We start from the raw sequence: 22,880 nt of genomic DNA on the forward strand, positions 1-22,880 counted from the left end.
CCGCGTTCTGTGCACCGTCGTGTGGTCGGGCGGCCAAGGGAGTCATGGGTGGGCTGCGGCGTTCCGTCGGGCGTTCGATGGGCCTTCTACGCACCCCGCCGGCCATCGGATCACCGGCTTTCGATACGAAATCGAGCGATCGATTGCAGGACCGGGCTTTGGGACAACCCGTGACTTCGCCGCCGGGAGGGGGCGGCGGCCCTGGAAAGCCTCACCGAATTGGGGTAGGGTCCGCCCCACTCCCGAACCCGTCCGCGAAACCATTCGAGCCTTCGCCAACCGATGTTGCCCATTCGCACCATCCGTCGCACCGCCGGCGCCGCTCTGCTTCTGGCCGGTCCGATCCTCGCCGCAACCGTTGCCACGGCCAGCGCCGCCGATCCGCGCCTGCTGGGGTCCTTCAAGGACTGGAACGCCTTCGCCTTCGACGAAGGCGGGCACAAGGTCTGCTACATGTCCAGCCAGCCCAAGAAGAAGGAACCCGCCGCGGCCAAGCGCGGGGACATCTACGTGCTGGTGACCCACCGCCCGGCGGAGAAGGCGCTGGACGTCGTCAGCGTCGTCGTCGGCTATCCCCTGAAGAAGGACAGCGAGTCCACGGTGGACGTGGGCGGCAAGTCCTTCAAGCTGTTCACCGACGGCGAGACCGCCTGGGCGCGCGACGCCGACACCGACAAGGCCGTCACCGCCGCGATGCGCGACGCCAAGGGCAAGTCCATGGTGGTGAAGGGGGTTTCGGCCCGCGGCACGAAGACCACCGACACCTACGGCACCGACGGCTTCGCCCAGGCTTACGACGCGATCAACCAAGCCTGCGGCGTGAAGCGCTGAGCAGCGCTGGTCTTTTCACTTGGTCGCTCCTCGTTTCGTCTTTTGACTCCGGACGCTCGTGGCCCTATTTAGGGGGCCATGAGCGCCTCCAACCATGCTGCTGCCTTTGCCCTGCCGGCGACCGACGCTGACGGGCGCAAGAACCTTGTCGGCCTGTCCCGCGACGAGCTGGAAGCCGAAATGCTGTCCGTCGGCCTGGAGAAATTCCGGGCCCGCCAGCTCTGGCACTGGATCTACCACCGCGGAGCGACCGACTTCGCGGTGATGACCACGCTCGCCAAGCCGGTGCGCGAGAAGCTGGCGGAGAGCTACGCCGTGGCCCGCCCGACGGTCGTGCGCGACCTGAAGTCGGTGGACGGCACGCGCAAGTGGCTGCTGCGCATGCCCGACGGGCAGGAGGTGGAGAGCGTCCACATCCCCGAGGAGGACCGCGGCACGCTCTGCGTCTCCTCGCAGGTCGGCTGCACGCTGACCTGCCGCTTCTGCCACACCGGCACGCAGCGTCTGGTGCGCAACCTCGACGCCTCGGAGATCGTGGCGCAGGTCATGCTGGCCCGCGACGCGCTCGGCGAATGGCCGGCGCCGCCGGACGGGCGGATGATCTCCAACATCGTCATGATGGGGATGGGGGAACCGCTCTTTAACTACGAGAACGTCGCCAAGGCGCTGAAGATCGTCATGGACGGCGACGGGATCTCGATCTCGAAGCGCCGCATCACGCTCTCCACCTCCGGCGTCGTCCCGGCCATGAAGCGCTGCGGCGAGGAGCTGAACGTCAACCTCGCCGTCAGCCTGCACGCCGTGACGGACGAGCTGCGCGACATCATCATGCCCATCAACCGGAAATACCCGTTGAAGGAGCTGATGGACGCCTGCCGCAATTACCCCGGCCTGAACAACGCGCGGCGCATCACCTTCGAATACGTGATGCTGAAGGGCGTCAACGACAGCCCGGCGGACGCCCGCGCCCTGGTCAAGTTGCTGGAGGGCATCCCGTCGAAGATCAACCTGATCCCCTTCAACCCCTGGCCGGGCGCCCCCTACGAGCGTTCGACCGACCGGGCGATCCAGGTCTTCGGCGACATCGTCAACAACGCCGGCTACGCCAGCCCCGTCCGCACCACCCGCGGCGAGGACATCATGGCCGCCTGCGGCCAGTTGAAGAGCGCGTCCGTCCGCCTGTCCGCCGCCGACCGCGCCGCCATCGAGAAGGTGCTGGCCGAGAAGGACGCGGCGCTGGCCGGATAAGGCCGGACCTATCCCTGGGAGTGCTCCGTGCCTGAGTTCGCCGTCGATCCCGGCCTGATCCTGTTCCTGTTCAACGCCGCGGCGGTCTGGCCGCTGATGCGCATCTTCCGCCGGGCGGGCTTCTCGCCCTGGTGGGCGCTGGTGATCTTCGTGCCGGTGATCGGGCTGGTCGGCGTGCTGGGGCTGCTGACGGTGCGGCGCTGGCCGGCGCGGGTGCTGGTCGACGGGCCGGCGCGTCCGCGCAAGGCGCGGAGGGCCGCGTGATGGAGATGCTCGATTCCGTCGTCGCCCTGCTCAACGCCGTCTATTGGCAGCCCTGGGCGGCGATCATGTCCACCGACCCGTGGACCGCGAACCTTGTCATGGCGATCCTGCTGATGCTGAAGCTGATCTTCGGCGGCTGGGTGCTGGCCAAGGGCGGGCGCAGCCCGCTGTGGGCGCTGGTCCTGCTGATTAACGGGGCGGACATCCTGGCGATGTGGCTCTACGCCTACATCCGCTGGCCCTTCGTCGACCGGGCGCCCGCCCGCCCCGCTGCGGAGAGCACCGTTGCGGCCGACGCCGGGACGGATTGAGTGCCCCAGCCCTCTCCCCTCTGGGGAGAGGGTGGCCCGAAGGGCCTCTCGCGCTGGCTGAAAGCCAGCGCTGACGGCGGCAGGCGGATGCCTCTGGCATCCGCCGAGAGCCGGTGAGGGGGATGTGCGTTTCGGTACGTTCGGCAGAAGCGCAACCCCCTCACCCTAACCCTCTCCCCAGAGGGGAGAGGGGACTTATGAGCGGGACCGATTGATTCGCATCGGTCGTAGGGCTACTGTCCGGCACCGATATTTTTCCCCACCCGCGTGAGTAGTCCCATGAGCGGTGCGTCCGGCAAACAGATCAAGAAAGTGGTGCTCGCCTATTCGGGCGGCCTCGACACCTCGGTGATCCTGAAGTGGCTGCAGGAAACCTATCAATGCGAGGTGGTGACCTTCACCGCCGACCTCGGCCAGGGCGAGGAGCTGGAGCCGGCACGCAAGAAGGCCGAGCTTCTGGGCATCAAGCCGGAAAACATCTTCATCGACGACCTGCGCGAAGAGTTCGTGCGGGACTTCGTGTTCCCGATGTTCCGCGCCAACACCCTCTATGAGGGCACCTACCTGCTCGGCACCTCGATCGCCCGGCCGCTGATCGCCAAGCGCCAGATCGAGATCGCCAACCAGGTCGGCGCCGACGCCGTGGCCCATGGCGCCACCGGCAAGGGCAACGACCAGGTCCGCTTCGAGCTGGGCTACTACGCGCTCCGCCCGGACATCAAGATCATCGCCCCGTGGCGCGAGTGGGATCTGAACAGCCGCACCCGGCTGATCGACTACGCCGAGAAGAACCAGATCCCGATCGCCAAGGACAAGCGCGGCGAGGCCCCGTACTCCACCGACGCCAACCTCCTGCACATCTCCTACGAGGGGAAGGCGCTGGAGGATCCGTGGGTCGAGCCGTTCGAGGACATGTACACCCGCTCCGTCGCCCCGGAGAAGGCCCCGGACACCCCGACCTATGTCGAGGTCGAGTTCAAGCGCGGCGACGCCGTGGCGATCGACGGCAAGGCCCTGTCCCCGGCGGCCCTGCTGACCGAGCTGAACCGCCTGGGCGGCGAGAACGGCATCGGCCGCCTCGACCTCGTCGAGAACCGCTACGTCGGCATGAAGTCGCGCGGCGTGTACGAGACGCCGGGCGGCACCATCCTGCTGGCCGCCCACCGCGCGATGGAGAGCATCACGCTCGACCGCGGCGCCGGCCATCTGAAGGATGAGCTGATGCCGCGCTACGCCGAGCTGATCTACTGCGGCTACTGGTTCAGCCCGGAGCGTCTGGCGCTCCAGGCGCTGATCGACCAGACCCAGGAGCCGGTGAACGGCGTGGTCCGCCTGAAGCTGTTCAAGGGCAACGTCACGGTCGTCGGCCGCAAGTCGCCGAACAGCCTCTACCGCATGGACTATGTGACGTTCGAGGAAGACAGCGTCTACAACCAGAAGGACGCGGAAGGCTTCATCAAGCTGAACGCGCTCCGCCTGCGCCTGGGCGCCATGGCCCGCGCGAACGTCAAGTAAGCGCGAGACCATTCCGGATGTGGAACGAGGGGGCTTCGGCCCCCTCGTTTCGTTTCTGCAATGGCTGCGTGGTGCGCTCACGCCGCCCGGATGTTGACGAGGAAGCGCTCGACCTCCAGGCGGAGCGTTTCCGCCTGCCGGCTGAGTTCCTCGGCCGACGACAGCACCTGGGAAGCCGCCGACCCGGTCTCCACCGCGGCCTGATGGACCTGGACGATGCTGCCCGACACCTCCGTCGTGCCATGGGCGGCCTGCTGGACGTTGCGGGCGATCTCGCCGGTGGCAGCACCCTGCTCCTCCACCGCGGCGGCGATGGTGGTGGCGATGCCGTTGATCTCGCCGATGGTCGCACCGATGGTCTTGATGGCGCGGACGGTGTCGGTGGTCACCCCCTGGATCGTCTGGATCTGGGTGGCGATCTCCTCGGTCGCCTTGGCCGTCTGGTTGGCGAGGCTCTTCACCTCCGAAGCCACAACGGCGAAGCCCTTGCCGGCCTCCCCGGCGCGGGCGGCCTCGATGGTGGCGTTGAGCGCCAGCAGGTTGGTCTGGTCGGCGATGGCCTTGATGAGCCCGACCACCTCGCCGATCTTCTGCCCGGCCTCCGCCAGCCCCTGGACCGTCCGGTCGGTGCGGGCCGCCTCCTCCACGGCGTTGCCAGCGATGGTGGTGGAGGTCGCGACGTGGCGGCCGATCTCGGTGATGGAGGCGGACAGCTCCTCGGTGGCCCCGGCGACCGCCTGGACGTTGGTGGTCGCCTGCTCCGACGCGGCGGCGACCGTTGACGCCTGCCGGCTGGTCTCCTCCGCCGTGGACGACATGGACTCCGCGGTGGCGCGCATCTCGGTGGCGGCCGACGCCAACATTTTCAGCGTCGCGTGCACCGTGCCGTCGAAGCCGACGATGTATTGTTCGACGAGCGCCTGCCGGGCTTCCTTGCGGGCCTGCTCCTGGCGCTGCTCCTCCTCCATCCGGCGGTTCGCGACGGCGGAGTCCTTGAACACCGCCAGCGAGCGGGCGAGCGTGCCGACCTCGTCCATCCGGTCGGTGCCGTCGACGGTGATGCCGAGGTCGCCCTTGGCGAGGCGCTGCATCAGTTCGGCCATGGCGCGCAGCGGGGCGACCACGCGGAACAGAGTCGTCGTCACGGCGAAGGCGGCGGCCAGCACGCCGAGCAGCACCGCGATCCCCAGGATCCAGCGGGAGGTGTCGTAAGCGGCGTTGGTCCGCTCATACACCGCCTCGGCCTCCTTCAACTGCAGATCGACCAGCTTGCCGACGGCCGCCGCCACCGGGTCGATGCTGGGGTAGAGCGTGGACACCGCGAAGGCGTCCAGCGCGGCCTGATCCTTGGCCTGCATCAGCCTGCGCGCGGTCGTCGCGGCGTCACGCGCCTTGCCCATGTGGCGTTCGGCCTCGTTCGCCAGTTCCTTTTCGCGGGCGTTCATCGAGGTGGCCGTGAAGGCCGACCAGCGCGTCGCGATCTCGCCGAGCGCCGCATCGATGGACTTGAGGCCGTTCTCCCACGTCTCGGCGCCGCCGCGCACCTTGTGCGTGGTGTCGACGATGTTGACGGCGAACATGTCGGAGACGACCTTCAGGTCACGCAGCGGGACGACGCGGTCCTTGAACACCGTCTCCATGCCCCGGTGCGACTGCCCCAGGGCCAGCCAGCCGGTGGCCGCAATCGCGAAAAGAAAGAAGCACAGAACAGAGAGGGCAACCAAAAGGCGTGCTTTGACCGTAGACATCGGCTTATTCCACGATGCGTTGACATTTCCAGTCGATGCATTGTGAAGGATATATATTAACATTATGCTGCATTTTAGCGAAAAAATATTTCGCCAAAAGGTTATGGTCGGTGTGTGGGCAAGGCACCGCCGTGGATGTCACGGCGGCGTCTTGCCCTGGACGGCTTCGATGTGTTTCAGGGCCTACCATTAAAGGTTGTTGGTTGGGGCGGTGCCCGTCACCCCTCCAGCCGGAAGCTCCCATCCTCGTCCAGCCCGGCGAAGGGGTTCCAGGCGACCTCCCAGGGATGGCCGTCCGGGTCGGCGAAGTAACCGCTGTAGCCGCCCCAGAAAACGTCCTGCGCCGGTTTCAGGATGCGCCCGCCGGCCCGCTCGGCCTGGGCCATCACCGCGTCCACCTCCGCCTTGTTGCGCAGGTTGTGGGCCAGCGTGATGCCGCCGAAGCCCGAGGTCGGGCCGGACTCGGCCAGATGCGCGTCCTCGGCCAGCGCCTCCCGCCCGAACAGGGCGAGCGCCACGCCGCCCAACTGGTAGAAGGTGATGGCGTCCTGGCTGACCGGGGAGGGGGTCCAGCCCAATCCCTCCTCGTAAAAGCGGCGGCTGCGCGCGAGGTCGGCGACGCCCAGCGTGATCAGGCTGACTCTCTGTTCCATTAGCTTCCCTTCCGTTCCATGGCGGGCGGCATGGCGACGGGCAGCCCGGCCTCCTTCCAGCCTTTGAAGCCACCCTCCAGGTGGCAGACATTCTCCAACCCCATCGACTGCACGGTGTCGGTGGCGAGCGCCGAGCGCCAGCCACTGGCGCAGTAGAAGACGAAGCGCTTGCCCGACGCGAAGACCGGCTTGTGATAGGGGCTGTCCGGGTCCACCCAGAATTCCAGCATGCCGCGGGTGGCCGGGAAGGCGCCGGGGATCATGCCGTCGCGCGTCAGCTCGCGCGGGTCGCGGATGTCCACGAAGACCACGTCGGGGTCGCCGTGCAGGGACAGCGCCTCCTGCGGCGTGATCGCCTGGATGCGGGCGTTCGACTCGGCCAGCAGTTCCTTGTAGCCCTTCTTCATCGGCATGGCGGTTTCCTCCGTTTTGACCCTTTGGCGTTATCGAACCCTTGGCGGGACCGTTGGCGCGTCCGCGCTGTTGTCGCTCTGAGCAACTGTGCAACAGGCCGCACCGCCCGGTCCACCGGGAAGGGCGGCGGGGGCAGGGGGAGTTCAGGGATAGCCATGCCGATCGCCACCGACGGACCCACCGAAGCCGCCGCCGCTTTGCCCACCGTCATCGACCCGGTCCGCGTGGAGCGGAACGAGCGCTACGTCCGCCGCCGCTTCTGGAACACGCTGCGCGCCAACCTGCACCGCGTTCCCTTCCTGGAGCAGGCGCTGGCCGCCTTCTTCTGCGCGACCGACCCGCGGACGCCCTTCAAGGCCAAGGCGATCCTGATGGCGGCGCTGGCCTATTTCGTGCTGCCCGCGGACTCGATCCCGGACTGGCTGATCGCGGTCGGTTTCGTGGACGATGCGGCGGTGCTGGCCACGGCCGTCCATGCGGTGCGCAGCAATCTGAAGCCCGAGCATGAGGAGCGTGCCCGCGCCGCCCTGCGCAAAGAGCAGCAGATGAAGCCTGCCGCGGGTGACGCTTCCGGGATGAAGCCCGCCGGAAACGGCTGACGGCTCACGCCTTGGCCGCGGCCGCCCGCTCGGCCCGCGACTGCGCGGCGTCGCGGTGCGCGGTGTAGAGGGCGGAGGCGGCGATCACACTGGCGCCGACCCAGCCCCAGAGGTCCATGGCCTCGCCGAACAGCGGCCAGGCGAGCAGGGCGGTGAAGGGCAGGCGGGCGTAGTCGTAAGGCATCATCGCCGAGGCCGGCGCCAGCTTGAAGGCGCGGGTCATCGCCAGTTGCCCCAGGGTCAGGACGCCGCCCAGCAGAGCGAGCCAGCCGAGCGCCGTCCAGCTCGGCCACTCCCACACGAACAGCGCCGGCACCAGCGCCATCGGGGTCAGGAACAGCCCCATGTAGGCGACCACCACCATCACCCCGTCGGAGGTCGCCAGCGCCCGCACCTGGAGCGTGGTGATGGCGGCGGCGACGCAATGCAGGAGCATGACCAGGATCGTCGGGTCCAGGGTGGCGTCGTCCGGGCGGATGACGATCATCACTCCGGCCAGCCCGACCAGGACGGCGGCCCAGCGCCGCGCCCGCACCGTCTCGTTCAGGAACAGCGCGGCCCCGGCGGTGACGAAGAGGGGGATGGTGAAGCTGAGCGCCGTGGCGTCCGGTAGCGGCATGTGGGTGACGCTGTAGAACCAGCACAGCATCGCCACCAGACTGGTCGCCGAGCGCGAGGCGTAGAGCCCCGCCCGCCCGGTGCGCAGCCGCCCCAGCCCGACCGCTGCGATCCAGGGCAGCATGAACATCAGGCTGAACAGGTTGCGGAAGAAGACGATTTCGAAGGGATGAAGCTCGCCGCTGACATGGCGGATCATCGCGTTGCCGATGGCGATGAACAGGGCGGCCCCCAGCATCCAGAAGGCCGCCTCCAGCGGCTTTCCCGCCATGCCGGGGCCGGAGGCGGGACCTTTGGCGGTGAGCGCGTGGGTGGGCAATCGGTCGCGTCCCTGGCGGATCGGCCTGCGGGTGGCGCTCCATTGCCGGAAACGCCACCCCAGCGTGCATCGCTATCCTGCTCTTCGGACCGGTCCGGGTGCAAGGGACATTCGGGGGAGGATCAGCCGCCGGCCTTCAGTGACTCGAGGCGGGCGCGAATCAGCGTGTATTCCGGCTCCTCCGGCTTGAACTGGGCCAGCAGGCGGGTCCACAGGTCGGTGGCCTCCGCCGTCTGGCCGACGCCCGCGGCGTTCAGGCCGAGCAGCCAGAGCGCGTCGCGGTTGTCGGGTTCGGCCGCCAGCGCCTGACGGAGCGAGGCGACGGCCTCCTCCGGCATCGGGCCGGGCTTGCTGCTCCGCGGTTCCGCCGACAGCAGGGCGGAGGCGTAGGCGACCAGCACGTCGGGCCGCGTGGGCGCCCGCTCCCGCGCCTTGCGGGCGGCGTCGATGGCCTTGGCCGATTCGCCCATCACGCCGTAGGAGCGCGACAGCCGCAACCAGCCGTCCACGTCGTCCGGGTTGGCCTCCAGCCGGGCGGCCAGCCCGTCGACCATGCCGCGGATCATCTGCTGCTGGTCCTCGCCCTCGGCCTGGCCCTGCGCCTGGCCCTGGCCCGGATTCTGGCCCTGCCCCTGGCTCTGGGCGACCGGCGGCTGTTGCTGCGCGGGCAGGGGCTGCGGCGTCACCTTGGCCGGGTCGAGGTTCAGCGCCTTGGCGGCCTCCGCGATCTGCGTCCGGACGATCGGCACCCAGGGCGCGTCGGCGTGGGACTCGGCGAGTAGGGCGCTCCAGCGCTCCAGGGCGTCCTTGCTGTCGCCGGCCTGGAAACGAGCCAGCGCGGCATAGAAGCGGGCGCGCGGCTCCGTCGGGTCCTTCGCCAGCACGCGGTCGAAGGTCTTGCGGGCCTCGTCCGGCACGGTGCCGCCGTTGGCCGAGATCAGGACCTCGCCGTAGCTGCCGAGAAGCTCCAGGTCGTCGCCGGCCAGGGCCACCGCCTTGCCCAGCGCGTCGGCGGCCTCGGGCAGGCGGCCCATCTTGGCGTAGGCTTGGCCGAGGATGGCCCAGCCCTGCGGGTCGTCGGGGGTCTCGGCGAGCTGGGCCTTCAGCTTGTCCATCGCCGCCAGCACGTTCTTCGGCGGCCCGCCGCGCTCATGGTCGAGGTTGCGCGAGGCCAGCGGCTGGGCCGGCAGCTCCGGACGGCCGAGCTTGCCGTAGACGGCCAGCGTGCCGAGCGGCAGCAGGACGGCCAGCAGGGCGGCCAGCGCCATCGCGCTGCGCGGCGCGCGGGCGGCGGGCACCTTGCCCTTCTTCGCGTCCTTCGCCCCATTCTTCACGGGGCCCTTGCCGCGGTCGGCGATGGCCAGCATGCGGCGGCCGATCTCGGCGCGGGCGGCGGCGGCCTGCGCCTCGCTGATCAGGCCGCGGCCCTGGTCGCGTTCCAGCTCGCCCAGCTGGTCGCGGTAGACCTCCAGGTCGTAGGCGGCGCGCTCCTCGGCGGCTCCCTCGGGCTTCCTCAGCAGCGGCGGCACGATCAGCAGCACCACGGCCGCCGTCAGTGCGGCGGCGACGATCCAGAACAGCATCAGGCTTTGTCCTTGCGGAGCAGGGCGTCCAGGCGCCGCCGCTCGTCCTCGGTCAGCGGGGCGGTGTCGCCGCCCGCAGCAACGGCAATCCCTTTCCGCCCGCGCAGGTACAGGGCCGTCACGACGCCGCCGATGGCCAGGATCACGAAGGGGCCGATCCACAGGAACAGCGTCGTCGCCTTGAAGGGCGGGCGCAGCAGCACATAGTCGCCGTAACGGTCGGTGACGAAGCTCAGCACCTGCTGGTTGCTGTCGCCGGCGGTCAGCCGCTCGCGGACCAGCACGCGCAGGTCGCGGGCGAGCGGCGCGTTGGAATCGTCGATCGACTGGTTCTGGCAGACGAGGCAGCGCAGATCCTTGCTGATCTCCCGGGCGCGGCCCTCCAGCGCCGGGTCCTTCAACACCTCGTCGGGCTGGACGGCGGAGGCGGCGACCGGGGTCAGCGCCAGCAGGACGGCGAGAAGGAGGGCTCTCACGACGCGCTCCGCAGATGCTTGACCATGGGCAGGATCTGCTCCTCGACCACCTGCGGGGTCAGCGGGCCGACATGCTTGAAGCGGATGCGGCCCTGGCGGTCGAGCAGGAAGGTCTCCGGCACGCCGTAGACGCCCCAGTCGATGGACACGCGGCCGTCCAGGTCGACGCCGATGCTGGCGTAGGGATCGCCGTTGCGGTTCAGCCAGGCGATGGCGTCCTCCGCCTTGTCCTTGTGGTTGATGCCGCGCACCGTCACCCCCTGCTCGCGGGCGAGCCGGGTGATGATCGGATGCTCGGCCTTGCAGGGGATGCACCAGGAGGCGAAGACGTTCACCAGCGTGACGTCGCCCTTCAGCGTCGCGTTGGACAGCCCTTCCTTGTGGCCCGGCAGCGGCGGCAGGGAGAATTCCGGCGCCGGCTTGTCGATCAGGGCGGACGGAATGTCGCGCGGGTCGCGGTCGAACCCACGCAGGAAGGCCACGCCGACACCGACGAACAGCAGCAGCGGCAACAGATAGATCAGGCGGCGCATCGGAAGCGTGTCCTTACTCGGCGGGCTGAAGAGTGCCCTTGGCGGCGCGGCGGCGTTCCGGGGCGCCGATGCGGAAGCGGCGGTCGGACAGGCTGACCAGCCCGCCCAGCATCATCCCCAGCGAGCCGATCCAGATCCACGGCACCAGCGGGTGATGGTACAGCCGCACGGTCCAGGCCGTGCCGTTCTGCGTCGGGTCGCCCAGCGCCACATAGACGTCGGACAGCCAGGTGGTGTGGATCGCCGCCTCGGTCGTCGTCATGCGGGTGACCGGGTAGCTGCGGCGCTGCGGCGTCAGGGTGGCGATGGTCCTGCCGTCGCGGGTGACGGTGAAGACGCCCTGTTCGGCGCTGTAGTTCGGGCCCTGCACCGTGCCGACGCGGTCGAAATGCACGGAATAGGCGCCGACCGTGGCGGTGTCGCCCGGCTTCATCGCCTTGATCGTCTCGCTCTGCCACGCCGAGGTGCCGGTCATGCCGGCGATGGCGATGCCCATGCAGGCGTGGGCGATGGTCATGCCCCAGGCGCTGCGCGGCAGGTTGACCGCGCGGTTCCAGCTGTCCTTCACCGGGATGCGGAACAGGCGGATGCGCTCGGCGAACTCGGCGATCGAGCCGAAGAAGGCCCAGGCGGCGAGCGCGACCCCGACCAGCGCCAGCAGCGGCCCGCCGCCATTGGTGACGTAGGCGGCGATGGCGACGCAGGCCACGGTCGCCACGCCCGCCGTCCACAGCCGGGTCAGGGCGCCCAGCAGATCGGCGCGCTTCCAGGCCAGGAAGGGGCCGACCACCATGGCGATGACCATCGGGATGGCGACCGGGATGAAGGTGGCGTTGAAGAAGGGCGGGCCGACCGACACCTTGCCGAGGTTGAGCACGTCGAGGAACAGCGGGTAGAGCGTGCCGATGAAGACCGTCGCCGTCGCGGTGGACAGCAGCAGGTTGTTCAGCACCAGCGAGCCCTCGCGGCTGACCGGGGCGAACAGGCCGCCGGTCTTCAGGCTGGGCGCCCGCACGGAGTAGAGCAGCAGCGAGCCGCCGGTGGCGATGGCCAGCAGGACCAGGATGAAGACGCCGCGCGCCGGGTCCACCGCGAAGGCGTGGACCGAGGTCAGGATGCCCGACCGCACCAGGAAGGTGCCCATCAGCGACAGCGAGAAGGTGATGATCGCCAGCAGGATGGTCCAGGTCTTCAGCGCGTCGCGCTTCTCCACCACGATGGCGGAGTGCAGCAGCGCGGTGCCGGCCAGCCAGGGCATGAAGGAGGCGTTCTCGACCGGGTCCCAGTACCACCAGCCGCCCCAGCCCAGCTCGTAATAGGCCCACCAGGAGCCGAGCGCGATGCCGGCGGTCAGGGTCGACCAGGCGGCCAGCGTCCAGGGACGCACCCAGCGCGCCCAGGCCGGGTCGACGCGCCCTTCGATCAGGGCGGCGACCGCGAAGGAGAAGGCGACGGAGAAGCCGACATAGCCCGCGTAGAGGAAGGGCGGGTGGAAGGCGAGTCCGGGGTCCTGGAGCAGCGGGTTCAGGTCGTTGCCGTCGAGCGGCGCCGGAACCACGCGCAGGAAGGGGTTCGAGGTGATCAGGATGAACAGCAGGAAGCCGACGCCGATCATGCCCTGGACGGAGATGACGCGGGCCTTCAGCGAGGGCGGCAGGTTGCGCCCGAAGATGCCGACCGCCGCGCCGAACACCGTCAGCATGACGATCCACAGCATCATAGAGCCTTCGTGGTTCCCCCACACGCCCGACACCTTGTAGAGCATCGGCTTCATCGAGTGGCTGTTGGCGACCACGTTCGACACGCTGAAGTCCGACACCACATGCGCCCAGGTCAGGGCGCCGTAGGCGACCAGGACCAGCAGCATCTGGGCGATGGCGGCGGGGCGGGCGACGCCCATCCAGGCGGCGTTGCCGGTGGCGGCGCCCACCAGGGGGACGCCGGACTGCACCAGCGCCACGAACAGCGCCAGCACCAGCGCGTAATGGCCGAGTTCGGGAATCACGGGCCCGATGCTCCCTTGAAGAACGGAATGAGGAGGAGTGGGGAAGCCGCCAGCGTCACGAGCTGGGCTTCTGCTCCTTCGAGTTCGCCTTGAAGTGCTCCGCCTCCTTCAGGGCGGCGGCGACCTCCGGCGGCATGTAGTTCTCGTCGTGCTTGGCCAGCACCTCGCGCGCCTGGAAGACGCCGTTGATCATGCGGCCTTCCGTGATGACGCCCTGGCCCTCGCGGAACAGGTCGGGAAGCTGGCCGCGGTAGCTGACCGCGACGGTGTGCACCGTGTCGGTGACGCGGAACCGCGTCGTCACCCCGTCGGGCATCTTGCTGACGCTGCCTTCCTCGACCAGACCGCCCAGGCGGAAGTTGCGGTCGCCGATGTCCTGGGTCTGCAACTGCGTGGGGCTGAAGAAGAAGACGATGTTGTCTTCGAACGCCGTCAGCGTCAGGGCGGTGGCCGCGCCAAGGCCCAGCAGGGCGAGGCCCAGCATGTAGAGGCGCCGTTTCTTGCGGGTCATCCTTCACCAACCTCCGCCGCGGGCGACGCCGCGGCTCCGTTGCGCGCCCGGCGCCGCCGCGGCGGGCGGCTGCCTTCCAGCGCCTTCAGGGTCGTCTCGGCGCCGCGCAGCGCCTTCAGCGTGGCGACCAGCAGGCCGACCATCACCAGCGCCGCCAGCGCGTAGGACGACCAGACATACGCGGCGTAGCCGCCCATCGCGAAAAACTCTGCCATCCTTGCCTCCGGCCCCGCCTGTTCCCGTGCCTCAGCCCTGCGCCTCGGTCAGGCGCATCGTCTGGATCTTGCGTTGCACGATCTCCGCCCGCAGGCGCAGCAGGACCACCGTGATGAAGTAGGCGGTGAAGCCCAGCGCCATGACCAGCAGCGGGACCAGCATGGACCCGTCGATGGTCGGTCCGCCCATGCGGATGACGCTGGCCGGCTGGTGCAGGGTGTTCCACCAGTCCACCGAGAATTTGATGATCGGCACGTTCACGATGCCGACGAGAAGCAGCACGTTACCCGCCCGCGTCCCGCGCTGCGGGTCGTCGAAGGCGTTCACCAGCGCCATGTAGCCGAGATAGAGGAAGAACAGGATCAGCACGCTGGTCAGCCGCGCGTCCCACACCCACCACGTCCCCCACATCGGCGCGCCCCACAGCGAACCGGTGACGAGGCAGATGAAGGTGAAGCCGGCGCCGACCGGGGCGGCGGCCTTGGCGAACAGGTCGGCCAGCGGGTGCTTCCACACCAGCCCGCAGGCGGCGGCGATGGCCATGTTGACGTAGACGAACAGGCTCATCCAGGCGGCGGGCACGTGGATGTACATGATCCGCACGGTGTCGCCCTGCTGATAGTCGCGGGGCGAGCCGATCAGCGCGATGTAGAGCCCGACGATCAGCAGGATCACGGTCGCCCCCGCCGTCCAGGGCAGGATCGCCGCCGACAGGCGCTGGAAGCGGGCAGGATTTGCAAATCGATGCATAGGACCTATGGGCCTCTGGTCGTGCTGCGGACGATATAAGCTCAGTGATGCCCCAGCGCGAGGGGTTTCGCCTTGATCTTGGTCAGGAAACATGGCCGCACACCGTGGTGTTTTCAGGACGGTGCGGCGGCCTGTCGCACTGACGGTACGACGGGTTGACGCGGCCTTTCCATGCTACGTTGGTGCAGGACGGGGGAAAAAGTCCGGCCGGTCCGGGTAATGGGGCGAAACCGCGCTCAGTGCCGGTGGGCGTGGTGGGCGTCCGGAAAGTGGGCGTGCCGGTGCCGCAGGCGCCCGTGGCGGTGCCGGTGGCTGTGCGGTTCGGTTACCGGGCCATCTTGCGGGCCGTCGTGATGGTGCCGGTGGTGCGCGTCATGGACGTGCGGGTGGTCGTGCTCCATCTCGTCATGGTCGTGCTCGTGGTCATGGTCCTCCGTCAGGTGCAGCCAGACGCCGACCCCCATCAGGACCGCCGCCGCCGCCAGCCCGAGCGTCACGGGCTCCCCGAAGATCGCCAGGGAGGCGATGCCGCCGACGAAGGGGGCCGTCGAGAAATAGGCCCCGGTGCGGGCGGCGCCGATGTGGCGCAGGGCGACCACGAACAGCACGAGGCTGACGCCGTAGCCGAGCAGACCGACCAGCATCGCCCCCGCCGCGGTCGGCGCGGCGGGCAGGGCGTCGCCGAGCGCCAGGGCGATCCCGACATTGGCGGTGCCGGCCACCAGCCCCTTGATCGTGGCGATGTCCGCCGGGTCGGCCAGGGACACCTTGCGGGTCAGGTTGTTGTCCACCGCCCACATCAGGCAGGCGGCGGCGACCGCGGCCGGTCCCCAGCCGCCGTTTCCCCAGCCGGCGGCGAGACTCACCGGTCCGCCCCAGGACAGCACGACCGCTCCCGCCACGATGGCGGCCATCCCGGCGACGAGCCGCCGGTCGACGCCCTCGCGGAAGACGAACCAGGCCAGCAGGGCGGTGAACACCCCTTCCAGATTGAGCAGAAGCGAGGCCGTCGATGCCGGCGTCGCCGTCAGGCCGAACATCAGCAGAACCGGCCCGGCGACTCCCCCGGCAGCGACGGCGGCGAGCAGCCACAGCCATTCGGCGCCGCGGAGGCCGCGTTCGCCGCGCTGGCGTGACCCTGTCAGCAGACGGACCAGCCCCAGCCCGGTGCCGGAGCCGAGATACAGCAGGCCCGCCAGCATCCAGGGAGACAGGTCATGGACCAGCAGCTTCGCCAGCGGCGTGCTGAGGCCGAAAAGGACCGCGGCCAGGATGGCGGTCGTCGCGCCGGTTCGGGGCATGAGCGCCTCGCACGCCTGTTGAGTGGGGGAACCCTTGCCCCACCCTAACCCGCCCCTGCTCTCGCAGGGGAGGGGATGAAGGCTACCCCCTCGCCCGCAAATAGGGGGTCATGCGCCACTCCGCGTAGCGGATCAGGCGCGAGGCGATGAAGTTCAGCAGAAGATAGATGCTGCCCGCCACGATGAACACCTCGAACACCGCGAAGCTCTGCGCGATGATCTTGCGGGCGATGCCGGTGATCTCCAGCAGCGTGATGGTGCTGGCGAGCGAGCTGGCCTTCACCATCAAAATCACCTCGTTGCCGTAGGCCGGCAGCATCTGGCGGATCGCCACTGGCATCACGATTCGCCGGAACAGCAGCGTGCGCGACATGCCGCAGGCCCGCGCCGCCTCGATCTGGCCCTGCGGCACCGACAGGATGGCGCCGCGCAGGATCTCGCTGGTGTAGGCGCCGGTGTTCAGCGTCAGCGCCAGGATCGCGCACCAGAAGGGCTCGCGCAGGTAGATCCAGAGGAAGCTGCTGCGCACCAGCTCGAACTGGCCCATGCCGTAATAGATCAGGAAGATCTGCACGAGCAGCGGCGTGCCGCGGAAGACGAAGACATAGCCGGCCATCAGCCGCTCGGTGACGCGGTTGCCGTACAGCCGCAGCAGGGCCACCGCGAAGGCCACGCCCGCGCCGAACAGCAGCGCCAGCCCGACCAGCTGCAGGGTCACCGGAACGCCGCGCAGGAGGGTGGGCACGCTGTCCCACATCAGTTCCCAGTTCATGGGTCAGGCCCTCCGCACGCCGCGATTGGCGTAGCGCTCCGCCCGCTCGAACGCCACCGTGGAGACGGTGGTGAGCAGGAGGTAGAGCACCGCCGCGGTGGTGTAGAACAGGAACGGCTGGCGGGTCGACCCCGCCGCCACATGCGACACGCGCATGATCTCGGCCAGCGCCGTCACGGAGATCAGCGCCGTGTCCTTCAGGGTGAGCTGCCAGACGTTGCCCAGCCCCGGCAGGGCGTAGCGCAGGGTCTGCGGCACCAGGATGCGGCGCAGGATCAGCCAGCGCGACATGCCGCAGGCGCGCGCCGCCTCGATCTGGCCGTGGGGCACCGCCTGGACGGCGCCGCGGATCACCTCCGTCGAATAGGCGCCGGAGATCAACCCGACCGCCAGCACGCCGATGGAGAAGGCGTTCAGCTCGATGTAGCCCTCGTAGCCGAAGACCCGGCCGACGGCCATGACCGCGCCGCTGCCGCCGAAGAACAGCAGGTAGATGACCAGCAGTTCGGGGACGCCGCGGACGACGGTGGTGTAGACCTCCGCCACGCCGGTGAGGGCGAGGTTGCGGCTGAGCTTCGCCGACGCGCCGAGCGAGCCGAAGACGAGGCCGAGGACGAAGGCCGACACCGACACGGCGACCGTCATCGCGGCCCCGCCGAGAAGCTGGCCGCCCCACCCGTTCGGGCCGAAGGAGAGAAGTTCGAACATGGATTCCCGGCGTGAGCCTCCGCGGGGGGCGCCTCGCGGAAAACCGCCGCCCCGCGGAGGGAAGGCGGCCTTACTTGATCGAGATGTCGTAGCCGAAGTGCTGGGTGCTCAGCTTCGTGATGGTGCCGTCCTGGTTGGCCTCGGCGATGGCCTTGTTGAACAGCTCCTTCAGGTCGCCGTCGGCCTTGCGCAGGCCGACGCCCACGCCCTTGCCCAGCACGCCGCGCGCGAAGGCCGGGCCGAACAGGGTCATGCCGTTGCCGGCGTCCGCCTTGAGGATGGCGTCCACCGCGGACCGGTCGCCGAAGATGGCGTCGACGCGGCCGGCGGCCATGTCGATGCCGGCGTTGTCCAGCTTGTCGTAGGTGCGGACCGCCACCTGCGGCAGAAGCTTCTCCATGAAGTTCGCCTGGATGGTCGAGGTCTGCACGCCGACCGTCTTGCCCTTCAGCGCGTCGGCCAGGGCGGCGATGGCGGCCTTCGGGTCATCCTTGGACAGGTCGTAGCGCTCGCCGGGGAAGGTCGCCTTGGCGAGCGGCGAATTCTTCATGGTGCCGAACATCGACGGCTCGGTGCCGTAGGGGCCGGCGAAGGCGATGACCTTCTCACGCTCGTCGGTGATCGACATCGCCGCCATGATGGCGTCGTACTTGCCCTGCTGGATGGCCGGGATCATGCCGTCCCAATCCTGGGCGACGATCTCGCACTCGGCCTTCATCTTCTTGCAGAGTTCCATGGCGAGGTCCGGCTCGAAGCCGACCAGCTTGCCCGACGGGTCCGTCGCGTTCCACGGGGCGTAGGCGCCCTCGGTGGCGATGCGGATCTTCTTCCAGTCCTTGGCTTCGGCGGCGGTGCCGGCAACCGCAACGATGGCGCCGAGCGCCAGGGCCGCAACGATCTTCTTCACGGGAAAACCTCCTCTGTTCTGATGCCCTTATGGATGGCTCTTATGCTCGGGCAGGCTCTGAGGTTTACGGTTTTACAGCGCCAGTCAAGGGAATTGAGCGGGCCGACTTCGCGCGACCGATTCAGCCGCCGCCGGACAGGTGGCGCGACAGGAACTGTCGCACGCGGTCCGATTCCGGATTGACCAGAACCCGGTCGGGCGGCCCCCGCTCCTCGATCCGGCCCTGGTGGAGGAACACCACCTCCGACGCGACCTCGCGGGCGAAGCCCATCTCGTGCGTCACCAGAATCATGGTGTTGCCCTCCTCGGCGAGCTGGCGGATGACCAGCAGCACCTCGCCGACCAGCTCGGGGTCGAGCGCGGAGGTCGGCTCGTCGAACAGCATCACCTTGGGCTGCATGGCCAGCGCGCGGGCGATGGCGGCGCGCTGCTGCTGCCCGCCGGACAGCTGCACCGGGTAGGACTCGGCCTTGGCCAGGATGCCCACCTTGTCGAGAAGCTTGCGGGCGCGGTCCACCGCCTCCGCCTTCGGGACGCCCAGCACATGGACCGGCGCCTCGATGACGTTCTCCAGGATGGTCATGTGGGTCCAGAGATTGAAGCTCTGGAACACCATGCCCAGCCGGGTGCGGATGCGGTCCACCTGACGGGAATCGGCGGGGACGGTCTGGCCGCCGCGCGCCTTCTTCAGGCCAATGGCCTCGCCGCCGATGACGATCCGCCCCTCGTCCGGGACCTCCAGCATGTTGATGCAGCGCAGGAGCGTGCTCTTGCCGGAGCCGGAGGAGCCGATCAGCGTGATGACGTCGCCCTCGCGCGCGGTCAGGGAGACGCCCTTCAGCACCTCCAGCGGACCGAAGCGCTTGTGGACATTCTCGACGAGGACGGCTTCGGGGGCGTGGGGATTCGTGGGCGGGTGTCGGTGCATGCGGGGCTTGTCGGCGGAGAGCGGGGCGGGGAGCGGACTGGTCCGCCCAACCCTGGACGGTGCCGCTAGGCTAGACCGCCGGACAAACTCCCGCAACGCGGATTTTGCGGGCTCCGGGGCAACCGCGCGGCGGGGCAAGCCGGCGGGTTTTTCACCACAGCAGCAGCACCAGAAGCTGCGGCGCCAGGATGCGCAGGCACATGGCCAGCGGGTAGACGGTGGCGTAGGCCAGCGCCGGCGCCTCCGACGCGACCACCGCGTTGGCGTAGGCGAGGCCCGGCGGGTTGGTCTGCGCCCCGGCCAGCACGCCGCAGATGCTGAGGAAGTTCAGCTTCATCACGCCGCGCGCCAGCAGCCCGGTCAGCAGCAGCGGGACCAGCGTGACCAGGACGCCCCAGGCCATCCAGGGCAGTCCGGCGCCGCTCGCCATCGTCTCGACGAAGCGGTCGCCCGACGCGATGCCGAGCACGGCGAGGAACAGGACGATGCCGATCTCGCGCAAGGCGAGGTTGGCGGCGGGCGGCATGAACCAGACCAGCGGCCCGATGTGGCCGATGCGCGCCAGCACGATGGCGACGATCAGCGGCCCGCCGGCCATGCCCAGCCGCAAGGGCGCCGGCATGCCCGGCAGGAACAGCGGGATGGCGCCGAGCAGCGCCCCCAGCGTGATGCCGACGAAGACCGGGATCATCTCCACCGTCTGCAGCCGCCGTTCGGAGTTGCCGATGATGCAGGCGGCCGCCTTGAGGTCGTCGGGCTTGCCGATCACCGTCAGGATGTCGCCGAACTGCAGCTTGAGCGCGGCGTTGGGCACCAGCTCCACGCCGGCGCGGTTGACGCGGCTGACCACCACGTCGCAGGCCCCCTTCAGGTTCAGCGCGGCGATGGACTTGCCCAGCACCGGGTTGGCGGTGACGACGATGCGCTCCCACCGCAGGTCGCTGCCCTTGGTGGTCAGCCGGACGTCGGCCTCCCGCCCCATCAGCAGGCGGACTTGCTCCAGCCGCGGGCGCGGGCCGACCACGTGCAGCACGTCGCCCTCCTCCAGCCGCGTGTCCTCGCCGGGCACGCGGAGCTGGCCGCCGCGCAGCAGCCGCGACGCGCAGACCCCCAGGCTCGCCAGCATGGTCAGGTCGCCCAGCCGCACCCCGCGCAGGGCCGGGTTGGTGACGGCGATGTCCATGGTGTCGAGCGCCGCCACCTCGGCGCGCCGGGCGGCCTCGAAGGCCCTGGCCTCCTCCTGCGGGTCGATGCGGAAGACGATCCGCACCACCGCCATGGCCAGCAGGTTGCCGGCGATGCCGAAGGGGTAGGTGACGGCGAAGGCCAGCCCCGGCAGGGCCATCACCGCGGCGTCGGCCCCGACCTCCTTAAGCACCTGCTGCGAGGCGGCCAGCGCCGGGGCGTTGGTCACCCCGCCCGCGAAGACGCCGAGGCCGGAGCCCAGCGGCACGAGGTCGAACAGCACCAGGATCGCGGTCAGCAGGATGCTCGACCCGACCATCAGCAGCGCCAGCCCGTTCAGCGCCAGCCCGGACTTCTTCAGCGCGGCGAAGAAGCCGGGGCCGACCTGGATGCCGATGGTGTAGACGAACAGGATCAGGCCGAAATCGCGGATGAACTCCATCATCTCGGCGTTCAGCGTCACCCCGGCCTGCTTGGCGAAATGGCCGACCGCGATGCCCGCGAACAGCACGCCGCCGATGCCCAGCCCCACGTCGCGCAGCCGTATGTGGCCGAGCGCCAGCCCGAGGGCCGAGGTGATGCCCAGCATGAACACCACGCGCGCGATCGGCGGCATGGCCAGGAAGAGGTCGATGAGCGCGTGCATGGCCGCGTCTCCCCACGCGAGGACAGACCGCCCTGCTACCAGAGGAATAGGACGATCAACTGCGGTGCAAGGATACGCAGAAACATAACCATAGGGTAAACAGTGGCATAGGCGAGGGCGGGAGCCTCCGATGCGCTCATTGCGTTTGCAAAGGCGAGCGCGGGCGGGTCCGTCATGCTGCCGGACAGTAAGCCGCAGATCGTCAGGTAATTCTGCCGGGCGAAGACCCGCGCGACGAAGCCGACGGTCAGCAGCGGGATCAGCGTCACCAGCACGCCGCAGCCGATCCACAGCAGCCCGTCGCCGTGCACCAGCGTCTCGACGAAGCGGTCGCCGGACATCAGCCCGACCACCGCCAGGAACAGGACGATGCCGATCTCGCGCAGCGCCATGTTGGCGGCGGGCGGCATGAACCAGACCAGCGGCCCGATGTGGCCGATGCGCGCCAGCAGGATCGCCGCCACCAGCGGCCCGCCGGCCAGCCCCAGCTTCAGCGGCGCCGGCATGCCCGGAATGTAGAAGGGGATGGAGCCGAGCAGCACGCCGAGCAGGATGCCGAGGAAGACCGGCACGAACTCCACCTGCTGGAGCCGCCGCGCCGAGTTGCCCATCAGCGCCGCCACCCGCTGGAGGTCCGACGGCTTGCCGATGGCGGTCAGGATGTCGCCGAACTGGAGGTGCAGCGCCGGGCTCGGCACCAGCTCCACGCCGGCGCGGTTGACCCGGCTGACCACCACGTCGTAGGCGTCGGCGAGGTCGAGCTGGCCGATGGCCTTGCCCAGCACATGCTCGTTGGTGACGACCAGCCGGTCCCAGCGCATGGCGGTGCCCTTGGTGGTCAGGGTGACCTCCGCCGCCTCGCCGAGCAGCCGCTTCGTCGCCTCCAGCTTGATCCGCGGCCCGACCAGATGCACGACGTCGCCGGCGCGCAGGCAGGTGTCGGGGTGCGGCACCTGGAGCCGCCCCTCGCGCAGCAGGCGGGAGATCATCACCCCCTGGTCGCCGAACAGCGCCATGTCGCGCAGCGGCAGCCCCATGGCCGACCGGTTGCGCACGGCGACGTCCAGCGTCTCCAGCGTTTCCACCTGGGCGCGGCGCTTGCGTTCGAAGGCCTCGGCCTCCGCCGCCGGGTCGATGCGGAAGACGACGCGGATCAGCCCCATGGTGATGAGGATGCCGACGATGCCGAAGGGGTAGGCGACGGCGTAGCCGAGGCTCGGCGTGTTGATCTCCGCCGCCGAGGCCCCGACCTCGCGCAGCATCTCCTGCGCCGCACCCAGCGACGGCGTGTTGGTGACGGCGCCGGAGAAGATGCCCAGCACCGCCGGCAGCGGCACCCCGCCGATCTCGTGGATCGCCACCGCCACCAGCACCCCCAGCCCGACCAGCGCGGCGGCCAGCAGGTTCAGCGTCAGGCCCGATTTCTTCAGGGCGGCGAAGAAGCCGGGGCCGACCTGCACGCCGATGGTGTAGACGAACAGGATCAGCCCGAACTCCCGCATGAAATGCAGGACGTGATGGTCGAAGGTCAGGCCCAGCGCCTTGGCGACATGCCCGGCGGCGATGCCGGCGAACAGCACCCCGCCGATGCCCAGCCCCACGCCGCGCAGCTTGATCTGTCCCAGCGCCAGCCCCGACGCCGCCACCACGCTGAGCATCAGCATGATGCGGGCGATGTCGGGAAGGCCGTTGAACAGATCGATCAGCAGGGTCATGGCGGGCACCCGGTCCGGTTGAGCATTGAGGGGGCGAAGGCGCCTATGAATGCCCGCTCCGTTCCGTCCGGGCAATGCCCTGGAATGGAAAGGGACATTCCACGGATCAAAATTTCGCCACTTT

24 protein-coding genes are annotated in these 22,880 nt (G+C 69.2%); 6 read left to right on the forward strand and 18 right to left on the reverse strand.

Translation table 11 applies throughout. The annotated features are described in order from the left end of the window. Positions 1–282: 282 nt before the first annotated feature. From ACWPN5_RS01825 to ACWPN5_RS01845, 5 genes are all read left to right on the forward strand, one after another. Positions 283–831 carry an invasion associated locus B family protein gene (locus ACWPN5_RS01825; protein WP_145683333.1) on the forward strand — a complete coding sequence of 183 codons (549 nt, stop codon included), beginning with the start codon at positions 283–285 and terminating at the stop codon, positions 829–831. A 78-nt stretch (positions 832–909) separates the two neighbouring features. Then, on the forward strand, positions 910–2,079 hold the full coding sequence (gene rlmN / locus ACWPN5_RS01830) for a dual-specificity RNA methyltransferase RlmN (protein WP_145683340.1): 1,170 nt from the start codon (positions 910–912) through the stop codon (positions 2,077–2,079). 27 nt (positions 2,080–2,106) lie between these two features. Then, entirely contained in the window at positions 2,107–2,343 is a 237-nt protein-coding gene (locus tag ACWPN5_RS01835; protein ID WP_014238704.1) for a hypothetical protein, read from the forward strand. Continuing rightward, complete coding sequence (locus ACWPN5_RS01840; protein ID WP_114857868.1) at positions 2,343–2,654, forward strand: hypothetical protein; 312 nt, start codon at positions 2,343–2,345, stop codon at positions 2,652–2,654. Before ACWPN5_RS01835 ends, ACWPN5_RS01840 begins: the two co-directional genes overlap by 1 nt. Positions 2,655–2,933: 279 nt before the next feature. After that, the gene (locus ACWPN5_RS01845; protein ID WP_035669763.1) at positions 2,934–4,169 is read left to right on the forward strand and encodes an argininosuccinate synthase; all 1,236 of its coding nucleotides are present in this window, start codon (positions 2,934–2,936) and stop codon (positions 4,167–4,169) included. Between the two features lie 77 nt (positions 4,170–4,246). Here the strand turns inward: ACWPN5_RS01845 and ACWPN5_RS01850 are convergent, their stop codons facing one another. The 3 genes from ACWPN5_RS01850 to ACWPN5_RS01860 form a co-directional block, all read right to left on the reverse strand. Then, complete coding sequence (locus tag ACWPN5_RS01850; protein ID WP_492293920.1) at positions 4,247–5,980, reverse strand: methyl-accepting chemotaxis protein; 1,734 nt, start codon at positions 5,978–5,980, stop codon at positions 4,247–4,249. 155 nt (positions 5,981–6,135) lie between these two features. After that, entirely contained in the window at positions 6,136–6,570 is a 435-nt protein-coding gene (locus ACWPN5_RS01855; protein WP_492293922.1) for a VOC family protein, read from the reverse strand. Continuing rightward, positions 6,570–6,983: a rhodanese-like domain-containing protein gene (locus ACWPN5_RS01860; protein WP_492293924.1), complete on the reverse strand. Its 414-nt coding sequence runs from the start codon at positions 6,981–6,983 to the stop codon at positions 6,570–6,572. Before ACWPN5_RS01860 ends, ACWPN5_RS01855 begins: the two co-directional genes overlap by 1 nt. 156 nt (positions 6,984–7,139) lie before the next feature. On the opposite strand from ACWPN5_RS01860, the gene ACWPN5_RS01865 reads away from it, so the two are divergent. Then, the gene (locus tag ACWPN5_RS01865) at positions 7,140–7,583 is read left to right on the forward strand and encodes a YkvA family protein (RefSeq protein WP_492293926.1); all 444 of its coding nucleotides are present in this window, start codon (positions 7,140–7,142) and stop codon (positions 7,581–7,583) included. A 4-nt stretch (positions 7,584–7,587) separates the two neighbouring features. On the opposite strand, the gene ACWPN5_RS01870 is transcribed toward ACWPN5_RS01865, so the two are convergent. From ACWPN5_RS01870 to ACWPN5_RS01940, 15 genes are all read right to left on the reverse strand, one after another. Beyond that, positions 7,588–8,520: a DMT family transporter gene (locus ACWPN5_RS01870; RefSeq protein WP_492293928.1), complete on the reverse strand. Its 933-nt coding sequence runs from the start codon at positions 8,518–8,520 to the stop codon at positions 7,588–7,590. Positions 8,521–8,642: 122 nt separating this feature from the next. Continuing rightward, entirely contained in the window at positions 8,643–10,103 is a 1,461-nt protein-coding gene (gene ccmI, locus ACWPN5_RS01875; protein ID WP_492293930.1) for a c-type cytochrome biogenesis protein CcmI, read from the reverse strand. Next, positions 10,103–10,579: a cytochrome c-type biogenesis protein gene (locus ACWPN5_RS01880; protein ID WP_492293932.1), complete on the reverse strand. Its 477-nt coding sequence runs from the start codon at positions 10,577–10,579 to the stop codon at positions 10,103–10,105. The genes ccmI and ACWPN5_RS01880 overlap by 1 nt, the downstream gene beginning before the upstream one ends. Beyond that, a complete protein-coding gene (locus ACWPN5_RS01885) occupies positions 10,576–11,112 on the reverse strand; it encodes a DsbE family thiol:disulfide interchange protein (RefSeq protein ID WP_014238694.1) in 537 nt (178 codons plus the stop codon). Before ACWPN5_RS01885 ends, ACWPN5_RS01880 begins: the two co-directional genes overlap by 4 nt. 13 nt (positions 11,113–11,125) lie before the next feature. Further along, positions 11,126–13,117, reverse strand: a complete 1,992-nt coding sequence (locus ACWPN5_RS01890; RefSeq protein ID WP_492293935.1) for a heme lyase CcmF/NrfE family subunit — start codon at positions 13,115–13,117, stop codon at positions 11,126–11,128. Positions 13,118–13,172: 55 nt separating this feature from the next. Continuing rightward, entirely contained in the window at positions 13,173–13,628 is a 456-nt protein-coding gene (ccmE, locus tag ACWPN5_RS01895) for a cytochrome c maturation protein CcmE (protein ID WP_035669742.1), read from the reverse strand. Continuing rightward, on the reverse strand, positions 13,625–13,843 hold the full coding sequence (ccmD, locus tag ACWPN5_RS01900; RefSeq protein WP_035669739.1) for a heme exporter protein CcmD: 219 nt from the start codon (positions 13,841–13,843) through the stop codon (positions 13,625–13,627). The genes ccmE and ccmD overlap by 4 nt, the downstream gene beginning before the upstream one ends. A 31-nt stretch (positions 13,844–13,874) precedes the next feature. After that, a complete protein-coding gene (locus ACWPN5_RS01905; RefSeq protein ID WP_137103663.1) occupies positions 13,875–14,594 on the reverse strand; it encodes a heme ABC transporter permease in 720 nt (239 codons plus the stop codon). 236 nt (positions 14,595–14,830) lie between these two features. Further along, on the reverse strand, positions 14,831–15,895 hold the full coding sequence (locus ACWPN5_RS01910; protein ID WP_492293938.1) for a DMT family transporter: 1,065 nt from the start codon (positions 15,893–15,895) through the stop codon (positions 14,831–14,833). Between the two features lie 82 nt (positions 15,896–15,977). Further along, positions 15,978–16,667: an ABC transporter permease gene (locus tag ACWPN5_RS01915; protein WP_145683407.1), complete on the reverse strand. Its 690-nt coding sequence runs from the start codon at positions 16,665–16,667 to the stop codon at positions 15,978–15,980. Between the two features lie 3 nt (positions 16,668–16,670). Next, complete coding sequence (locus tag ACWPN5_RS01920; RefSeq protein ID WP_014238679.1) at positions 16,671–17,375, reverse strand: ABC transporter permease; 705 nt, start codon at positions 17,373–17,375, stop codon at positions 16,671–16,673. 70 nt (positions 17,376–17,445) lie between these two features. Then, complete coding sequence (locus tag ACWPN5_RS01925; protein ID WP_200527335.1) at positions 17,446–18,282, reverse strand: transporter substrate-binding domain-containing protein; 837 nt, start codon at positions 18,280–18,282, stop codon at positions 17,446–17,448. A 121-nt stretch (positions 18,283–18,403) separates the two neighbouring features. Beyond that, positions 18,404–19,210 (reverse strand): ABC transporter ATP-binding protein, encoded by an 807-nt coding sequence (locus ACWPN5_RS01930; RefSeq protein ID WP_145622999.1) that lies wholly within the window; start codon positions 19,208–19,210, stop codon positions 18,404–18,406. A gap of 151 nt (positions 19,211–19,361) precedes the next feature. Continuing rightward, positions 19,362–21,041 (reverse strand): putative transporter, encoded by a 1,680-nt coding sequence (locus ACWPN5_RS01935; RefSeq protein ID WP_145683422.1) that lies wholly within the window; start codon positions 21,039–21,041, stop codon positions 19,362–19,364. 35 nt (positions 21,042–21,076) lie between these two features. After that, positions 21,077–22,756 (reverse strand): putative transporter, encoded by a 1,680-nt coding sequence (locus tag ACWPN5_RS01940; RefSeq protein WP_145683430.1) that lies wholly within the window; start codon positions 22,754–22,756, stop codon positions 21,077–21,079. Between the last annotated feature and the right edge of the window lie 124 nt (positions 22,757–22,880).

Source organism: Azospirillum sp. UENF 211521 (genome assembly GCF_058780535.1).